Source organism: Pandoraea sp. SD6-2 (genome assembly GCF_000389825.1).
GTDB classification, from domain to species: domain Bacteria; phylum Pseudomonadota; class Gammaproteobacteria; order Burkholderiales; family Burkholderiaceae; genus Pandoraea; species Pandoraea communis.
The window spans coordinates 1-16,916 of record NZ_KB944434.1 but is presented as its reverse complement, the minus strand read 5'-3'; the positions used below and the strand labels follow the sequence as shown (position 1 = coordinate 16,916).

The following is a 16,916-nucleotide window of genomic DNA, read 5'->3' as shown; positions in this document are numbered from 1 at the left end:
AGGCTCACTGCGGCAGCTTGGTCTGCAACTGGGCGGGCCAGGCTGCCTGACTATCGGTCTTCACCCACGTCACACCGGGCAGGCCCGTCTTCACGAGCGACAAATGCTGTTGCAGCAACGCCGGCGCGATCTGAGCGCGCACGCGGAACATCAGCTTCTGGCGCTCGCTCTCGGTCTCCACCGTCTTGGGCGTGAACTGCGCCGTGCTGGAGACGAACGAGATGCTCGCGGGAATCACATACTGCGGCGCCGCGTCGAGAATGATGTGCGCTTCGGCGCCGATGGCCAGACGCCCTGCCACCGTTTCGGGCAGGAAAAACGTCATGTATACATCCGACAGGTCGACGAGATTGAGAACCTTGCCGCCGGCCGCGAGCACCTCACCCGGTTGGGCCACGCGGTATTGCACCCGGCCGTCGCGCGGCGCTTTGAGGTCGCTGTCCGCGATATCGGCTTCGATGCGAGTGACGGTGGCCTGCACGGCCTGCACCGTCGACTTCGCGCCCGTGACCTGCGCGTTGGCGGCCTCGACCGCAGACTGCGCGGCAGCCACCTGCGCGCGCGCGGCAGTGACGGCGGCACGTGTGCTGCGAACCCGCGCTCGGTCGTCGTCCAACTCTTGCACCGACGAGGCGCCTTCCTTCGATAGCGTCTCCGAGCGCGACAGTCGGCGCTGGGCCGCGTCGAGTTCGGCCTCGCGTGCGGCGACATTGGCTTCGGCCGTCGCCTTGTCGGACAACCTTGCTGCCGCCTGCGCCTGAATCGCCGCGACGTTGGTCACGGCCTGCTGGTACTGCGCGCGGGCTTCATCGCGCTGGGCGTTGAGCGTGTCGATCTGCATCTTGGCGAGTACCTGACCCGCCTTCACGAAATCGCCCTCCCGGACGTAGATGGCTTCGACACGTCCGGCGAGCTTGGTGGCCACGTCGACCTCAGTGGCTTCGATGCGGCCGTTGCCGCTTGCGAAACCGGCGCCGGGGCCGGAGTGGCTATAGGTTTTCCATCCGTACCAACCCAGCCCGACGACCGCTAGCACGATCAGTGCGGGAACCAGCTTCTTGGCATTGGGAAGCGTCATATTTAGCCTTTTTGACTTTATTGGACGGCCGGTACGGCGTTCGCCGGACTCGCTGCGCCAACCGCGCCGGGCGGCGATGGCTCGACGACGCGAGGCGTGCGGGCGAACGGTCCACCGGGGGCGTCGGCGGCGGGCATGAGGCGGCTGCCGCCCCCGAGCGCCGTGTAGAGCGCCACGCGCGCGGACAGCAGTGCGCGGCGCGTCTGCACCGTTTGTTGTTCGATGGCGAGAAGATCGCGCTGGGCGTCGAGCACTTCGAGGAACGCGGCCGCGCCGTGGTCGTAACGCAGCTTCGCGAGCCGCGCGCGCTCGGCCTGGGCATCCTGCGTGGCTTGCAGGATCGTGACCTGATCGGCCAGCCAGCGGCGCGCGCTCAGGGCGTCGGCGACATCGCGGAATGCCTCCTGAATCGTCTTCTCGTAGTTCGCGACGGATTCGACGCGACGGGCTTCGGCGAGATCGAGGTTGTTCACGAGGCGTCCGCCCTGGAAGATCGGGATATTGATGCTCGGCGTGAACGTCCATGCGGCGCTGCCGGCGGTGAACAAGCCGTCAAGTGCGCTGCTCGCCGTGCCGACCGAGCCGGTAAGCGTGATCTGCGGGAAGAAGGCCGCGCGGGCTGCGCCGATGTTCGCGTGGGCGGCGCGCAATTGATACTCGGCAGCCATGATGTCCGGCCGGTCTTCGAGCAACGACGACGGCAGGCCGGGTTGGAGATCGCGCATCAGGCGGGCGTCGTCGGCCGTGTGGTCGAGCGCCAGCGGCGAGGTGTCGATCGGTGTGCCCACCAGCACTTGCAATGTGTGGGCCTGCGTGGCGCGTTGTTGCTGGAGTTGCGTGACGAGCGCACGCGCTTGCTGCCAGAGGGTGGTGACTTCGGTGAGATCGAGCTTCGACGTCGAGCCGACCTGCTCGCGACGCGTGAAGATGCGCAGCGACTCTGCACGGCTATCGACCGTTTGCTGCGCCAGGGCAATGCGTTCGTCCAACTCGCGCAGGCTCAGCCACGTCTGTGCGACTTGCGAGATCAGGCTCAGCTCGAGGGCGCGGCGAGATGCATCGGAGGCCAAATATTCGTCTAGCGCGGCGTCCTTCAGGTTGCGGATGCGGCCCCAGAAGTCCAGTTCCCACGTCGACAGGCCGAGACCGACCTGATATTGGCTGCTGATATAGGGCTTGCCGGTGAGGCTCAGATCGCCGGGTACCCGCTGACGTGTCTCGCTCGCGCCGGCACCCAGCGACGGAAACAGATCGGCGCGTTGAATGCCATAGGCCGCCCGCGCCTGTTCGACACGAGCAAGTGCGACGCGCAGATCGCGATTGTTGGCCAACGCGGTTTCGATGAGCGTGCGCAACTGCGGATCGGCGAAATACTCTCGCCAATCGAGCATGGACGCAGGCTGCGCCGCCGCAGTGGCGGGGGATGTACTGACATCGGGTGTCCACACATCGGCCACCGGGGCCGCAGGGCGCTCATAAGTCGGCGCCATCGAAAGACAACCGCTAAGCAGGGTAGTAACAAGTGCGGCTATCGTGGCAATCGCAAAGGAGTTTGCGACGCCGGAACGCATAGGTGAAATGCATGATTTCGCCATAAAAGCTTCGACCTCCCGACGGACGCCTAACTATAGCGTGGTGACGTCAATCGGCGTATACCGGAGGCGCTAAAAAAAGCGAACGGTTGTGCTAAATCAACAAGGGCCCCGAATCGAGTAGAGGATCGATTCAGGGCCCTGCGAATATCGATGTCACGCCAATGCCATATAGGGAACGCGTGAGCGTTTCAAACCGCGGCGTGCGTCATATTGGTGCGGCGGCGCGAGACGTGGATGGCGCCGCCGTGCGGATCAGAACTCGGCGTCTAGACCGTCCTGCACCTGTTCGGCCGCACGCAGCACGGCGCGGGCCTTGTTTTCCGTCTCTTGCCATTCGGATTCGGGCACCGAGTCGGCCACGATACCGGCAGCGGCTTGCACATACAGATTGCCGTCCTTGATGACGCCGGTGCGAATCGCGATGGCGACATCCATTTCGCCGCCGAACGACAGATAGCCTACGGCGCCGCCATACAGGCCGCGCTTGACCGGCTCGAGTTCGTCGATCAGTTCCATGGCGCGAACTTTCGGCGCGCCGGTGAGCGTGCCGGCCGGGAACGTGGCGCGCAGCACGTCGATGTTGGACAGCCCCGGTTGCAGACGGCCTTCCACCGAACTCACGATGTGCTGCACATGCGAGTACTTCTCGATGACCATCTTGTCGGTGACTTCGACGGTGCCCGTCTGTGCAATGCGGCCCACGTCGTTACGTGCCAGATCGATGAGCATGACGTGCTCGGCAACTTCTTTTGGATCGCAAAGCAATTCGGTGGCCAGTTCCGCATCGCGCTCGGGCGTGGCGCCACGCGGGCGCGTGCCGGCAAGCGGGCGAATCGTGACGATTTCGTGCTCGCCGTCCGGTGTCTGGCGACGCTCCTGACGCACGAGGATTTCGGGCGACGCGCCGACGACCTGAAAATCGCCGAAGTTGTAGAAATACATGTACGGCGACGGGTTGAGCGAGCGCAACGCGCGATAGAGCGACAGTGGGGCGTCGCGATACGGCTTGATGAGGCGTTGGCCGACTTGCACTTGCATCAGTTCGCCGGCTTCGATGGCTTCCTTGGCCTTCGCGACGGCCGCGAGGTAATCCGGCTTGGCGAACTCGCGGAAGGTGTCGGTGCGCACGCTGCCGGACGTGACGGGGGCATCGACCGGCGCCTTCAGACGAGTGCGCAACTCGCGCAGACGCAGGCGCGCCTTCGAATACGCTTCCGGCTGCGTGGGGTCCGCGTAAATGATGAGGTAGAGCTTGCCGGTCAGGTTGTCGATCACGGCGAGTTCTTCCGTGAGCAGCAACTGGATGTCGGGCAGATTCAGATCGTCGCGCGGGGTGGTGTGCGCGAGCTTCTTCTCGATGTAGCGCACGGCGTCGTAGCCGAAGTAGCCGGCCAGGCCACCGCAAAAACGCGGCATGCCGGGGCGCAGTGCCACTTTGAAGCGCGCCTGGAACTGGGTGATGAATTCGAGTGGATCGCCGTGGTGCGTCTCGACGACGGCACCGTCGCGCACGACCTCGGTCTTCGGACCGAAGCTGCGCAGCAACGTGCGGGCGGACAGGCCGATGAACGAGTAGCGGCCGAAGCGCTCGCCGCCGACGACCGATTCGAGCAGGAAGGTGTTCGCGCCACGCCGGTCGCCCAGCGCCAGCTTGAGATACAGCGAGAGTGGGGTGTCGAGATCGGCGAAAGCCTCGGCGATCAGCGGAATGCGATTGAAGCCTTGATTGGCCAGCGATTTGAATTCGAGTTCGGTCATGTTGCACTCTGCCTGCAAGTTTGCCGGCGGGTAGTCCCGCGGAATCGGCGTGGATTGGCGTTGAGAATACCTGAGTCGTGTCGGGGTGGATGTGCTGACCCACACCGGATCACGGCGAACGCGCGCGCACCTGCGATGCGACGGCGATTACCGTGTCTCGGTGAATCCGCGCGCCATGCGACATGGCGTGCCGATGTGTAACTTCTTGGGAACAACAACGATGCAAGAAACGGGTTACTGAAGACGAACTTCAGCGGTCCCGGCCACCCCTTGGAAGGGTTCAGCAGGACCAGCGTCGCCAGGGCCAGGCCCCCCGGTCGATCACGCTAAGACTCCGTTTCTTGTTCAGGAACATGCGCTTGAATGCAGTGTGGAAGACGGCGAATTCAGCTCGCCAGCGCGGGCGTTGCCTTGGGCAGAATGGCCCGGGCGGCGCCCAGAATTGAGGCGACTATACCATCCGTGTCGATCGTTTGTACAGATTCGCCATGGTTGTAGCCATACGGCACCGTGAGCGACCGGCAACCCGCTGCGCGGGCGGCTAGCGCGTCGTTGCCCGAGTCGCCGACCAGCACGGCTTGCGCCGGCAACACGCCGAACGCTTCGCAGGCTTTGACGAGCGGCATCGGGTCGGGCTTGCGCTTGGGCCACGAATCGCCGCCGTACACGAGGTCGAACTGGCCGGACAGGTCGTAGTGCTCAAGCAGCGTCACGGCGAAGCGGTGCTGCTTGTTGGTGATGCACGCCACGGGCAGCCCGGCGTCGCGCAAGGCCGTCAGTCCTTCGCGCACTTCCGGGTAGAGCGCCGTGTGCTTGCCGTTGATCGACGTGTAGACGGCTTCGTACTTGTCTTGCGCACGCTCGAACAGGCTGTCGATTTCGGCCTCGGCGAAGCGCTCGGCGAGGGTTTTGCGCACCAGATTGGCCGTGCCTTTGCCGACAAACGTCATCAGACGCGCTGTCGGCACGGGCGCTGCGCCCAGATCGGCCAGCATGGCGTTGAGCGCCACGCCGAAGTCGCCTGCCGTGTCGACGAGCGTGCCGTCGAGGTCGATCAGCACTGCGCGGATGCCGTCCAGTTGGAGTGGGGCGGTATGGGTCATGCCACGCTCGCCAGTTGGGCGCGCATCTGGTCGATCACCGCCTTGTAGTCGGGTTTGCCGAAGATCGCCGAACCGGCGACGAACGTGTCGGCGCCGGCGGCGGCGATTTCGGCAATGTTGTCGACCTTGACGCCGCCATCGATTTCCAGACGGATCTCGCGGCCGGTCTCGGCCGTGTAGGCGTCGATGCGTGCGCGCACGGCGCGCAGCTTGTTGAGCGCCTCGGGAATGAACGACTGACCGCCGAAGCCGGGGTTCACCGACATGATGAGCACCATGTCGAGACGATCCATCACGTGATCGAGATAGTGCAGCGGCGTACCGGGGTTGAACACAAGGCCAGCCTTGCAGCCGTTGTCACGAATCAGGCTCAGCGTGCGATCGACGTGTTCCGAGGCTTCCGGGTGGAAAGTGATCAGGTTGGCGCCGGCTTTGGCGAAGTCGGGCACGATGCGGTCGACCGGGCGTACCATCAGATGTACGTCGATGGGCACGTCGACGTGCGGGCGGATCGCCTCGCACACCATCGGGCCGATGGTCAGGTTGGGAACATAATGGTTATCCATCACGTCGAAGTGAATCCAGTCGGCGCCAGCCGCCACAACGTTACGGACTTCTTCGCCCAGCCGGGCAAAGTCGGCGGACAGGATGCTGGGGGCGATACAGAATTGCGTCATGGCGGGACCGGGAATGGCGTCAAAAGCGATATTTTAAAGCTTTCGCATGACCCCTGCCCGTAGTGAACCGAATGTGCGGGTGTGAATGCGCCCTGAGCGGGCACCGTCCCAGCGTGTTTGCCGGTTGCGACCTGCGACGACTTGCCGCAGAATGCCTTGCAAAACGGGATGGCGCCTGTGCCGCACGTCCGTCACGATGCCGGTAGCGGGCATCGTTACTCCTTAGGCAGCGCTGAGCTGTCAGACCAGAACGTCATCAGAGAGCACCATGCGCAACAGGAACACCCGATGAGCCAGTATGAATTTACCGTCACGGTGCGCCCGCAATATCTCCCGGAGCAATCGGAACCGGACCGCCGGCAATTCGCCTTTGCCTACACGATCACGATTCGCAACAGCGGGGAAGTGCCGGCCCAACTGATCTCGCGTCACTGGGTGATCACCGACGGCGACAACCATGTGCAGGAAGTCAACGGTCTGGGCGTGATCGGCCATCAGCCGTTCCTGCAACCCGGTGAGCAGTTCGAGTACACGAGCTGGGCGATGGTCGCCACGCCGGTCGGCACCATGCGCGGCGAGTACTTCTGCGTCGCCGAAGACGGCACGCGCTTCGAAGCGCCCATCGCCGAGTTCGCGCTCACCATGCCGCGTACCCTGCACTGAGCCGAGGAGGCGCGCGATGTTCGAACCTCAGCGACGATCGTCGGACCAGTCTTCCCGCTTGAGCGGATCGTCGGCTGCGCGAGCGGCCGGGTCCGGGCTCGAAGGATCGATCGGGTCTACGGTATCGCTCGGCATCGGCCGGATCGCGCGCGTCTGGCGAACCCTGCGTTTGGGCGACGGCTTGCGTCGCATCACTACAATAGCGGCGACGATCACGATCGCCAGCAACACTTCCGGCAAGACCAGCAAGGCCGGATATTCATCGAACAGATTACCCATGACGCTCTTCCTGACTATGTTCGGGCGGTGGCGCGCCGGCCGGGGCCTGGCGCTCGCCGCGTTTGCCGCATTGCTCTACGGTTGTTCGAGTGTGCCTCCTTCCGGCACCTATCGTCCAGGCACGCCGCCGTCCACCGTCGCAACACCGCCTTCCGGTGCGGGCCGCATGCAGCCCGTGTCGTGGTCGCAGGTCGACGGCTGGCAGGACGACTCACTCATCGGCGCGCGTCTCGCGCTTGCCCAGAGCTGTATGAAGCTGGGCCGCCAGAACAACTGGCAGCCTGCCTGCCGCGCGGCCGAGCATCTCGACGATCTGGACCCGGCATCGGTGAGGCTGTTCTTCGAACAGTACTTTACGCCGTTTCGTATCGCGAACTCCGACGGTACGCAGTCGGGCCTGATCACCGGTTACTACGAGCCGCTGCTGCACGGCTCGCGTGTGCGCGGGGGTGTTTATCAGACGCCGCTCTACAAGTGGCCCGCCGGCCGTAAGGCCGGATCGCTGCCCGCGCGCGCCGAACTCATGCGCAGCGGCATGCTGCGCGGTTATGAACTGGTATACGTGGATGACCCCATCGAGGCGTTCTTCCTGCAAGTGCAGGGCTCCGGCCAGGTGCTGCTCGACGACGGCTCGATCATGCGTGTGGGCTATGGCGGTAACAACGACCAGCCTTACAAGTCGATCGGACGCTGGCTGATCGATCGTGGCGAAATTACGGCCGCCCAGGCGACGATGCAGGGCATTCGCGCCTGGGCGCGCGCCAATCCGTCGCGTGTCGACGCCTTGCTCGACGTGAACCCGCGCTTCGTCTTCTTCCGCGAAATGCCGAACCACGGCGTGGGCGGTATCGAGGGGCCGATTGGCGCGCTGGGCGTGCCGCTCACGGCCGAACGCTCGATTGCCGTCGATCCGGCGTCGATCCCGCTGGGCAGCCCGGTGTTCCTCTCGACGACGCGCCCGCCCTTCGGCGCGCAGGCGAACGCGCCGATCAACCGGCTGATGTTCGCGCAGGACACGGGCAGCGCGATCAAGGGCGGTGTGCGTGCCGACTTCTTCTGGGGCCTGGGCGACGATGCCGGCGATTTGGCCGGACGCATGCGTCAGAGCGGCCGGATGTGGGTGTTCCTGCCCAATCAGTGAGGTCTGGCGCCAACGAAAAAGCCCGCGAAATTCGCGGGCTTTTTTCATGGCGACGGACGCTGGCAGCGCTGAATGCGGAATTAATGCGGCATTAGCGTGGCATTAGCGCGGACGCTTGTCCAAAACCCGTCGCGCTTTGCCCACCGAACGCTCGATGGCGCCGACCGGCTTCACGCGCACGGCGCACGACACGCCGATGAGGGTCTTGATGTCGCGCTTGAGTTCGCCGCCCGCCGATTGCAGCGCGGCGGCGTCGTCGCAGCCGACGGCCGCTTCGACTTCCACCGCCATCGTGTCCATCGGACCTTCCTTGTCCAGAATGATCTGATAGTGCGGCGAGAGCACCGGCTGACGCAGCAGCAGTTCCTCGATTTGCGACGGGAAAACGTTCACCCCGCGAATGATCATCATGTCGTCCGAGCGGCCGGTGATCTTCTCCATGCGGCGCATGGTGCGCGCCGTGCCCGGCAGCAGACGCGTGAGGTCGCGCGTGCGATAGCGGATGATCGGCAGCGCTTCCTTGGTGAGCGACGTGAACACCAGTTCGCCGAACTCGCCGTCGGGCAGCACTTCGCCCGTCTCCGGATCGATGATTTCGGGGAAGAAGTGATCTTCCCAGATCGTCGGGCCGTCTTTCGTCTCGGCACATTCGCAAGCTACACCGGGGCCCATCACTTCCGACAGACCGTAGATGTCGACCGCATCGATGCCCATGCGCTTCTCGATGGCCGAGCGCATGTCGTTCGTCCACGGCTCCGCGCCGAAGATACCGATACGCAGCGAGGCGTCGGCCGCCACCACGCCCTGGCGCTCGAGTTCGTCGGCAATCGCGAGCATGTAGCTCGGCGTGACCATGATGATGTCGGGCTTGAAGTCCCGAATCAGTTGTACCTGCTTCTCGGTCTGCCCGCCGCCGAACGGGATCACCGTCAGGCCGGCTCGCTCGGCGCCGTAGTGCGCACCCAGGCCGCCCGTGAACAGGCCGTAACCGTAGCTGATGTGCACCTTGTCGCCGCGACGCGCACCCGAAGCACGGATCGAGCGTGCGACCAGATCGGCCCACGTGCTGATGTCGTTGGCGGTGTAGCCCACGACCGTCGGCTTGCCCGTCGTGCCCGAAGACGCATGCACGCGCGAGACCTGTTCCATCGGCACGGCGAACATGCCGAACGGATAGCTGTCGCGCAGATCCTGCTTCGTTGTGAATGGGAACTTGGCCAGATCGGCCAGCGAGGTCAGATCGTCCGGATGGACGCCGGCCTCGTCGAACTTCCGGCGATACACCGGCGAATTTTCATAAGCATGCCGCAACGTCGTCTTCAGACGGTCGAGCTGAAGGCTGCGCAGTTCGTCGAGGCTCGCTTTCTCGATCGGCTCGAGCGGCAGGGCGGTGGTCATGACTGTCTCCTTGGGACTTGCTACTTCTCACTGTTACGCATGTGTCTCGCGAACCCGTGCCCGGACTCGCGTGTTGCCGGGCGTGTCAGACGACATTGCCCTTGATCTGTGCGGACTTGCCGCGGAACATCGCGACGACTTCGCCCGCTGAATTCGTCAGGCGAATGTCGTAAATGCCATGACGCCCCGAGAGCACCTGCTCCTGTGCCTCGGCCGTGAGCGTGTCGCCCCCCGAGACCGGCTTCAGGAATTCGATGCTGCATCCGGCTGCGACCGTATTGATGTTGTAGCTGTTGCACGCGAAAGCAAAAGTCGAGTCGGCGAGCGTGAACATCAGGCCGCCGTGGCAGATGGCGTGACCGTTGAGGAATTCATCGCGAATGCGCATCGTCATGCGCGCGTAGCCCGGACGCACATCCTGCAACTCCATGCCCAGCCACTGGCTCGCACGGTCGCTGCGGTACATGGCCTCGCCCGTGGCGCGGGCGAGTTCTTCCGGGGTCATCTCACTGGTTGCCTTGGCGGCGGGGGAGGTCAGGCTCATCGTGTCTCTCGTCTTGTTATGGTGTCGGTCTCTCGTGCGGCGCGCGTGGTTTTGGCGTGCTTCGTGCGTCGTTACTGTGCTTGTCTCGGCTTTTCCCTGGCCCGCGCAGCGTCTGCGCTCAGCGGCCTTCGAACTTCGGCGCGCGTTTCTCGAGGAACGCGTTCACGCCTTCGGCATAGTCATACGACGCGCCCAGTGCGCGCTGTGCGTCGCGCTCGACATCGAGCTGCTGGTCGAGCGTGTTGGTCGCCGAGGCGTACAGCGCTTCCTTGATGTTCGCGATGGCCTTGGTCGGCTGCGTCGCCAGTTGTGCGGCGAGCTTCTGCGCTTCGCCAAGCAAGACGTCGTCGTTGACGCAGCGCCAGATCAGTCCCCAATGCTCGGCTTGTTCGGCCGACAACTTGTCGCCGAGCATCGCAAGCCCCATCGCGCGGGCCATGCCGACGCGTTGCGGCAGGAACCACGTGCCGCCCGTGTCGGGCACCAGGCCGATCTTGACGAACGCCTGCACGAAGTTGGCCGACGCACCGGCAAGCACGATGTCGCAGGCGAGGGCCAGATTGGCCCCCGCGCCTGCGGCGATGCCGTTCACCGCAGCGATCACCGGCAGCGGCATTGCGCGCAGCTTGCGCACGAGCGGGTTGAAGTTCTCGTCGATCAGTGCCCCGAGATCGGTCGAGGCGCCCGGGGTGAAGTCGAGATCCGCCAGATCCTGACCGGCGCAAAAGCCGCGTCCGGCACCGGTCAGCACAATGGCTCGCGCCCCTTGCGCCTGCGCGCTATCGAGGGCGTCGCGCAGCGCCGCATGCATCTGCCGCGTGAAGCTGTTCAGCTTCTCGGGACGGTTGAGCGTGATCGTTGCAACGTTGGCGTTCAGCGTCAGTTGAACCGTGGCGGTCATCGGTGTCTTCCTCCGGGTGTCTTGTGATGTCGTGGCGGTGCCGGGCGCTCAGACGCGCTCGATGGCGATCGCAATGCCCTGGCCCACGCCGATGCACATCGTGCACAGCGCGAAGCGTCCACCGGTCCGGTGCAATTGGTACATCGCGGTGGTCACCAGACGCGCGCCCGACGCGCCCAGCGGGTGGCCCAGCGCAATGGCGCCGCCGTTCGGGTTCACGCGGGCGTCGTCGTCGGCAACGCCGAGTTGACGCAACACCGCCAGACCCTGGCTCGCGAAGGCTTCGTTCAGCTCGATCACGTCGAACTGATCCAGCGTCATGTTCAATTGCTTGAGCAGCTTGACCGTGGCTGGGGCCGGGCCGATGCCCATGATGCGCGGGGCGACGCCGGCGGTGGCCATGCCGAGCACGCGCGCACGCGGGGTGAGACCGTGCAGCTTGGCGGCGCTTTCGCTCGCGAGCAGCAGGGCGCAGGCGCCGTCGTTCACACCCGAAGCGTTGCCCGCGGTGACGGTGCCGTCCGGGCGCACCACGCCCTTGAGCTTGGCCAGCGATTCGAGGCTCGTCGCGCGCGGGTGCTCGTCGCGCTCGACGACGACCGGATCGCCCTTCTTCTGCGCGATCGATACCGGCGTGATCTCCTGGGCGAGTGTGCCGTCGGCTTGCGCGCGTGCGGCTTTCTCCTGGCTGCGCAGGGCGAAGCGGTCCTGATCTTCGCGGTTGATCTTGAAGTCGTCGGCCACGTTCTCGGCCGTCTCCGGCATCGAGTCCACGCCGTATTGCGCCTTCATCAGCGGGTTGATGAAGCGCCAGCCGATGGTCGTGTCGAAAATCGCGGCCTGACGGGCGAACGCGCTGTCGGCCTTGCCCATGACGAACGGTGCGCGGGTCATCGACTCGACGCCGCCGGCGATCATCAGTCCGGCTTCGCCTGCCTTGATGGCGCGCGCGGCGCTGCCGATGGCGTCCATGCCCGAGCCGCACAGGCGGTTGAGTGTGGCGCCCGGCACTTCGATCGGTAGTTCGGCGAGCAGTGCGGCCATGCGGGCCACGTTACGGTTATCTTCGCCGGCCTGGTTGGCGCAACCGTAGATGACGTCGTCGATCAGTGTCCAGTCGACGTTCGGGTTACGCGCCATGAGCGCCTTGAGGGGGATCGCACCGAGGTTGTCGGCGCGAACGTCCTTCAGGGCGCCGCCGTAGCGGCCGATGGGCGTACGGATCGCGTCGCAGATGAAAGCTTCGGTCATGATGTCTCGTTCCTGTCTTTTCGTGGGGCGGAGGGCACGGCGGCGGCCGCGCGACGGTGAGTGGCCGAGCGTCGCGCTGACATGCCGTGAGGTGTTTGCCGCCCTCTCTCTATATAAATGGGTCGCGGTGTTCAAGCGGCGCCGGTGTCGGACTTGGCCGGCACGTGGTGGCGGCTCTGTACGACGCGGAAACGATTCGCGACGAAGGCGGCGTCGGCGAGGCTCGCGTTCGCGGCAGGATTGCCGCCCGTGCCGTGATAATCCGAGAAGGCGGCGGACTGGTTCACGAAAACGCCACCGGTCAGGTTGAGCGACAACGCGACGCGACCTTCGATGGCGGCGTCGAGCGCCTGGGCTTCACCTTCGGCCGTCGTCGTGTAGGCCGACAGCGTGAGCGCGCCATGTTCGGCTGCGGTGCGGCCGGCCAGTGCGAAAGCTTGCGCGCTGTTGTCGACGGCAATCACGAAGGCGATCGGGCCGAACCACTCGCGGGTGTAGGCCGCTTCGTCGGCGACGTCGAGGGCGACGATCAGCGGCGTGCGCACGCGGGCATCGGCGAAGGCCGGGTGCTGGAGCGTCTGGCTGTCGAGCACAACGCGGCCGACCTTGCGGGCTTCGTCGATACGGGCGAGCACGCCTTCGTTCTGAATCGCACCGAGCAGTTCGACAGCCTTGGCCGGGTCGCTGCACGTCTTCTGGACGCTGCCGGCGATGGCGGCGACCACTTCATCGAACGACACTTTGCCGTCCGGCGTCTGGATGCCGTCGCGCGGAATGTAGATGTTCTGCGGCGCAGTGCACATCTGCCCCGAGTACAGCGCCAGCGAGAAGCCGATGTTGCGGGCCATGCCCTTCAGGTCGTCCGTCGAATCGATCACGATCTGGTTCACGCCGGCCTTCTCGGTGTAGACCTGTGCCTGGCGGGCATGGGTCTCCAGCCAGTCGCCGTTGGCGGTGCTGCCGGTGAAGTCGATCACGCGCACTTCATTGCGCTTGGCCAGTTGCTGGACGATGGCGCCGTCGTTCGGGTTGGTGGCCGCGAGCGTGACGACATCCGGATCGAAGCCGGCTTCCTTGAGAACGTCGCGAGCAATCTTGACGGTGATGGCGAGCGGAAGGATCGCGCCCGGGTGCGGTTTGACGATCACGGCGTTGCCCGTGGCGAGGCTGGCGAACAGGCCCGGGTAGCCGTTCCACGTCGGGAACGTGCAGCAACCGAGCACCAGTGCCACGCCGCGCGGCACGACGGTGTAACGCTTTTCCATCGCCAGCGGCGGGTTCTTGCCTTGCGGCTTTTCCCAGTAAGCATCCGCCGGGATGCGGCGCAGTTCGTCCCAGGCGTACGCCACGGCTTCGAGGCCGCGATCCTGTGCGTGCGGGCCACCGGCCTGGAAGGCCATCATGAACGCCTGGCCCGTCGTGTGCATCACCGCGTTGGCCATTTCGAAGCTGCGCGCGTTCAGGCGCTTGAGGATTTCCAGCGACACACCGACCCAGGCGTCCGGGGTGGCGGCGCGCCACGACTTGTGGGCGTCGCTCACGCGGGCGAGCAGGGCGTCGATCTCGAAACCGGGATAGGTCGTGCCGAGCGCGAAGCCGAAGGGCGAAGCCTCCTGGCCCACGCTGCCCGTGCTGCCGCGCTGTTCCAGCGGGAAGGCCGCGTTCAGGTACTGCTTGAAAGCGGCTTCGCCGTCTGCTGCGGCCGTCTCGCCATACGCACGCGGGCTCGGCATTTCCGTGAACGGGCTCCAGTAACCACGCGTGGCGATGGCCTGAAGGGCGCGCTCGAGAGTCTCTTGGTGTTTGGCGAAGAGGGGATGAGTCATGGTTGTGGGTTTGTCCGTGTCGGGATGCGGCTGGCGGATTCGCTGTCTGCCGGCGGGCACGTTTGTGCAGGCGCGCGGCAAGACGCAGGAAACGGCACCGGGTCGTGGTCGGCATGTCTCATGAACATTAATTGACCGACCGGTTGGTTTGTTAATATAGCATCAAATCTTCCGGGCGTGGCACGCGATGACGCCGGGTTTTCCCCGACGGATTGCGCGGCATCCGGGTATGCGCGGCGGCATGCCTCGCGCTACGGCCGGCGCGGCGCGGACGGTTGGACGTTTGCTTGGCGCAACGAGAGGTGCGTGGCCGGGAGATCGATGGCATCATGCCTAACCACTGCAGTCGACGCCCGGCAAGCCCTTTTTACCTCGGTTTGCCGCGTGCGCCGCAGCGCCGCTGTAAATCAACGGCGTGTCCATCGCCTTATGCCTGTTTCCGGCGACGGCGAAGGTGTGACGCCTTAGCCGCGCTGCCCCCGAACCACAAGACGACTTTGACTGGAGGAAGAAGAGGATGACGTACGAGAACATTCTGGTGGAGACGCGTGGCCGCGTCGGTCTGATCACGCTGAATCGTCCCAAGGCGCTCAACGCGCTGAACGATGCGCTGATGGACGAACTGGGCGCCGCGCTGACCGCCTTCGACGCTGACGAGGCCATCGGTTGCATGGTAATTACCGGCAGCGAGAAGGCGTTTGCGGCAGGGGCGGACATCGGCATGATGTCGAAGTACACCTTTGCCGACGTATTCAAGGGCGACTACATCACGCGCAACTGGGAAACCGTGCGTCGAATCCGAAAACCGGTGATCGCGGCCGTGTCGGGTTTCGCCCTCGGTGGCGGGTGTGAACTGGCGATGATGTGCGACTTCATCATCGCGGCCGACACCGCAAAGTTCGGCCAGCCGGAAATCAAGCTCGGCGTGATTCCGGGCGCGGGCGGCACGCAGCGTCTCACGCGCGCGGTGTCGAAGGCCAAGGCGATGGACATGTGTCTGACGGCACGTTTCATGGATGCGACGGAAGCGGAGCGGGCGGGTCTCGTGTCGCGCGTGGTGCCTGCCGACAAGCTGCTCGACGAGGCCATTGGTGCCGCCAACACCATCTGCGAATATTCGCTGCCGGTTGTGATGGCTGCCAAGGAAGCCGTCAATCGCGCATTCGAGTCGACGCTCGACGAAGGGGTGCAGTTCGAGCGCCGCATATTCCATTCGCTGTTCGCGCTCGAGGATCAGAAGGAAGGCATGGCGGCGTTCGTCGAGAAGCGAAAGCCGGTTTTCAAGCATCGCTGAGCCTGTTGCAGAAAACCGGGATGACCTCCGGATGCGGGGGTCGTCCTATGATAGGCTGCCGATTTTTTCAGCAAGGGACGAATCGATGGCGATGAAACGACGTGCATTTGCGCTGGCTTTGGTTGCGGCCTCCGGGCTGTTGTTGAGCGCCTGCGGGAAGAAGGAAGAATCGGCCGCGGGCCGGTCGGTCGGGCCGGATGGCTCGCAACCTGTGTACGTCGTCGGTTCGGATGCCGCCTATGCACCGTTCGAGTATGAGACCGATACCCGGCAGGTCGCCGGCTTCGATATCGATGTGATGAAGGCCGTCGCCGACAAGGCGGGCATCTCCATCCGGTTTATCAATACGCCGTTCGAGGGCATCTTCAATTCGCTGGTGCAGGGGGATCGGGACATTCTGATTTCGGCGATCACGATTACGAACGAGCGTCGCAAGCAGATGAACTTCTCGACGCCTTACTTCGAGGCGTCGCAGTTGATTGCCGTCCCGGCCAACTCGACTGTGCAGAAGTTTGAAGATCTGAAGGCCATGAAGGTGGGCGTGCAGACGGCGACCACGGGCGATGAAGTCGTGCAAAAGCTCATGGGCAAGAACAATCCGGCGGTCAAACGCTTCGAAGGCACGCCGCTCGCGATGAAAGAGCTTGAGGCGGGCGGTGTCGATGCGGTGGTGGCCGACAATGGCGTCGTGGTGAACTTCATTGCGAATAATCCGAATGCCAAGTTGCGTACGGTCGCCGATAGCAACTTCCCGAAGGAGTATTACGGCATTGCGGTACGCAAGGGCGATGTCGAGCTATTGGCCAAGATCAATAAGGGCATTGATGCGATCAAGGCGGATGGCACGTACGACGCCATCTTCGAGCGCTATTTCGGCAAGAAGTCCTGACATGCTCTTGCTCGTTGGATATAGGGCATTGGCATCCGCAGGTGCCGATGCTTGATAAAGAAGCCCCGTCATAAAGGGAGCCTCTCGGGGCGCTTTTTTATAGGTTTTCAAATTATTTTCACAAAAGGCTTGCCAGGGTTCGGGGTTTTCACTAATATCTCGTCTCTCGCAACGACGGCGACGCAGCGAAAGCGGCGAAGCGGATTGGAGCAACGGGCTGGAAAGCCCGGTGGTCAGAGGGTTTGGCGCTTGTGAGTTGCTACGGCGGCGAGCGAAGAAAGCGAAAAAAACTGTTGACGACGACGAGAAGCTGCGACATAATCTCACTTCTCTGCTGCTGATGCAGCGACGCAGAAAACGAAGCGACGGCGCGGTAAGTGTGCGACGAAGCGAAGTTGGATGCGATTGATCTTTAAAAATTAAACAACCGATAAGTGTGGGCACTCGATGAATGGTGCGTCTGCTACGGCAGATTAGCTTTAAATTTATTGAGGCTCACATAGTAATAGGTAAGTTAAG

At 64.0% G+C, this 16,916-nt stretch carries 15 protein-coding genes; 4 read left to right on the top strand and 11 right to left on the bottom strand.

Annotation, left to right across the window (positions count from 1 at the left end; all coding sequences use genetic code 11):
* Positions 1–4: 4 nt before the first annotated feature.
* From C266_RS08875 to rpe, 5 genes are all read right to left on the bottom strand, one after another.
* Positions 5–1,078, bottom strand: coding sequence for an HlyD family secretion protein (locus C266_RS08875; RefSeq protein ID WP_010808653.1), 1,074 nt, complete (start codon positions 1,076–1,078; stop codon positions 5–7).
* 17 nt (positions 1,079–1,095) lie between these two features.
* A complete protein-coding gene (locus C266_RS08870; protein WP_370855842.1) occupies positions 1,096–2,568 on the bottom strand; it encodes an efflux transporter outer membrane subunit in 1,473 nt (490 codons plus the stop codon).
* A 357-nt stretch (positions 2,569–2,925) separates the two neighbouring features.
* Entirely contained in the window at positions 2,926–4,431 is a 1,506-nt protein-coding gene (gene trpE / locus C266_RS08865) for an anthranilate synthase component I (protein ID WP_010808651.1), read from the bottom strand.
* 386 nt (positions 4,432–4,817) lie between these two features.
* Positions 4,818–5,534, bottom strand: coding sequence for a phosphoglycolate phosphatase (locus C266_RS08860; protein ID WP_010808650.1), 717 nt, complete (start codon positions 5,532–5,534; stop codon positions 4,818–4,820).
* Complete coding sequence (gene rpe / locus C266_RS08855; protein ID WP_010808649.1) at positions 5,531–6,211, bottom strand: ribulose-phosphate 3-epimerase; 681 nt, start codon at positions 6,209–6,211, stop codon at positions 5,531–5,533. Before rpe ends, C266_RS08860 begins: the two co-directional genes overlap by 4 nt.
* A 288-nt stretch (positions 6,212–6,499) precedes the next feature.
* Here rpe and apaG point away from each other — a divergent pair, with 288 nt between their 5' ends.
* Positions 6,500–6,874, top strand: coding sequence for a Co2+/Mg2+ efflux protein ApaG (gene apaG / locus C266_RS08850; protein ID WP_010808648.1), 375 nt, complete (start codon positions 6,500–6,502; stop codon positions 6,872–6,874).
* 27 nt (positions 6,875–6,901) lie between these two features.
* Here the strand turns inward: apaG and C266_RS27330 are convergent, their stop codons facing one another.
* On the bottom strand, positions 6,902–7,153 hold the full coding sequence (locus C266_RS27330; protein ID WP_010808647.1) for a hypothetical protein: 252 nt from the start codon (positions 7,151–7,153) through the stop codon (positions 6,902–6,904).
* On the opposite strand from C266_RS27330, the gene C266_RS08845 reads away from it, so the two are divergent.
* On the top strand, positions 7,152–8,294 hold the full coding sequence (locus C266_RS08845; RefSeq protein WP_010808646.1) for a murein transglycosylase A: 1,143 nt from the start codon (positions 7,152–7,154) through the stop codon (positions 8,292–8,294). The two genes, C266_RS27330 and C266_RS08845, sit on opposite strands and share 2 nt — an antisense overlap.
* Before the next feature lie 102 nt (positions 8,295–8,396).
* Here the strand turns inward: C266_RS08845 and paaK are convergent, their stop codons facing one another.
* The 5 genes from paaK to paaN form a co-directional block, all read right to left on the bottom strand.
* Positions 8,397–9,692, bottom strand: a complete 1,296-nt coding sequence (gene paaK, locus C266_RS08840) for a phenylacetate--CoA ligase PaaK (protein WP_010808645.1) — start codon at positions 9,690–9,692, stop codon at positions 8,397–8,399.
* Positions 9,693–9,777: 85 nt separating this feature from the next.
* Positions 9,778–10,236 (bottom strand): hydroxyphenylacetyl-CoA thioesterase PaaI, encoded by a 459-nt coding sequence (gene paaI, locus C266_RS08835; protein WP_010808644.1) that lies wholly within the window; start codon positions 10,234–10,236, stop codon positions 9,778–9,780.
* Between the two features lie 118 nt (positions 10,237–10,354).
* Positions 10,355–11,137 carry a 2-(1,2-epoxy-1,2-dihydrophenyl)acetyl-CoA isomerase PaaG gene (gene paaG / locus C266_RS08830; protein WP_010808643.1) on the bottom strand — a complete coding sequence of 261 codons (783 nt, stop codon included), beginning with the start codon at positions 11,135–11,137 and terminating at the stop codon, positions 10,355–10,357.
* Between the two features lie 48 nt (positions 11,138–11,185).
* Complete coding sequence (gene pcaF / locus C266_RS08825) at positions 11,186–12,388, bottom strand: 3-oxoadipyl-CoA thiolase (protein WP_010808642.1); 1,203 nt, start codon at positions 12,386–12,388, stop codon at positions 11,186–11,188.
* A gap of 131 nt (positions 12,389–12,519) precedes the next feature.
* Positions 12,520–14,214, bottom strand: coding sequence for a phenylacetic acid degradation protein PaaN (gene paaN / locus C266_RS08820; RefSeq protein WP_010808641.1), 1,695 nt, complete (start codon positions 14,212–14,214; stop codon positions 12,520–12,522).
* Positions 14,215–14,731: 517 nt separating this feature from the next.
* Here paaN and C266_RS08815 point away from each other — a divergent pair.
* Complete coding sequence (locus C266_RS08815) at positions 14,732–15,508, top strand: enoyl-CoA hydratase (protein ID WP_010808640.1); 777 nt, start codon at positions 14,732–14,734, stop codon at positions 15,506–15,508.
* 85 nt (positions 15,509–15,593) lie between these two features.
* Positions 15,594–16,397, top strand: coding sequence for a basic amino acid ABC transporter substrate-binding protein (locus tag C266_RS08810; protein ID WP_010808639.1), 804 nt, complete (start codon positions 15,594–15,596; stop codon positions 16,395–16,397).
* Positions 16,398–16,916 lie beyond the last annotated feature (519 nt).

Bases quoted from the DNA above. Each gene is read 5' to 3' on its own strand.
- C266_RS08875 (WP_010808653.1), bottom strand. From the start codon at position 1,078: ATGACGCTTCCCAATGCCAAGAAGCTGGTTCCCGCACTGATCGTGCTA.
- C266_RS08870 (WP_370855842.1), bottom strand. From the start codon at position 2,568: ATGGCGCCGACTTATGAGCGCCCTGCGGCCCCGGTGGCCGATGTGTGG.
- trpE (WP_010808651.1), bottom strand. From the start codon at position 4,431: ATGACCGAACTCGAATTCAAATCGCTGGCCAATCAAGGCTTCAATCGC.
- C266_RS08860 (WP_010808650.1), bottom strand. From the start codon at position 5,534: ATGACCCATACCGCCCCACTCCAACTGGACGGCATCCGCGCAGTGCTG.
- rpe (WP_010808649.1), bottom strand. From the start codon at position 6,211: ATGACGCAATTCTGTATCGCCCCCAGCATCCTGTCCGCCGACTTTGCC.
- apaG (WP_010808648.1), top strand. From the start codon at position 6,500: ATGAGCCAGTATGAATTTACCGTCACGGTGCGCCCGCAATATCTCCCG.
- C266_RS08845 (WP_010808646.1), top strand. From the start codon at position 7,152: ATGACGCTCTTCCTGACTATGTTCGGGCGGTGGCGCGCCGGCCGGGGC.
- C266_RS27330 (WP_010808647.1), bottom strand. From the start codon at position 7,153: ATGGGTAATCTGTTCGATGAATATCCGGCCTTGCTGGTCTTGCCGGAA.
- paaK (WP_010808645.1), bottom strand. From the start codon at position 9,692: ATGACCACCGCCCTGCCGCTCGAGCCGATCGAGAAAGCGAGCCTCGAC.
- paaI (WP_010808644.1), bottom strand. From the start codon at position 10,236: ATGAGCCTGACCTCCCCCGCCGCCAAGGCAACCAGTGAGATGACCCCG.
- paaG (WP_010808643.1), bottom strand. From the start codon at position 11,137: ATGACCGCCACGGTTCAACTGACGCTGAACGCCAACGTTGCAACGATC.
- pcaF (WP_010808642.1), bottom strand. From the start codon at position 12,388: ATGACCGAAGCTTTCATCTGCGACGCGATCCGTACGCCCATCGGCCGC.
- paaN (WP_010808641.1), bottom strand. From the start codon at position 14,214: ATGACTCATCCCCTCTTCGCCAAACACCAAGAGACTCTCGAGCGCGCC.
- C266_RS08815 (WP_010808640.1), top strand. From the start codon at position 14,732: ATGACGTACGAGAACATTCTGGTGGAGACGCGTGGCCGCGTCGGTCTG.
- C266_RS08810 (WP_010808639.1), top strand. From the start codon at position 15,594: ATGGCGATGAAACGACGTGCATTTGCGCTGGCTTTGGTTGCGGCCTCC.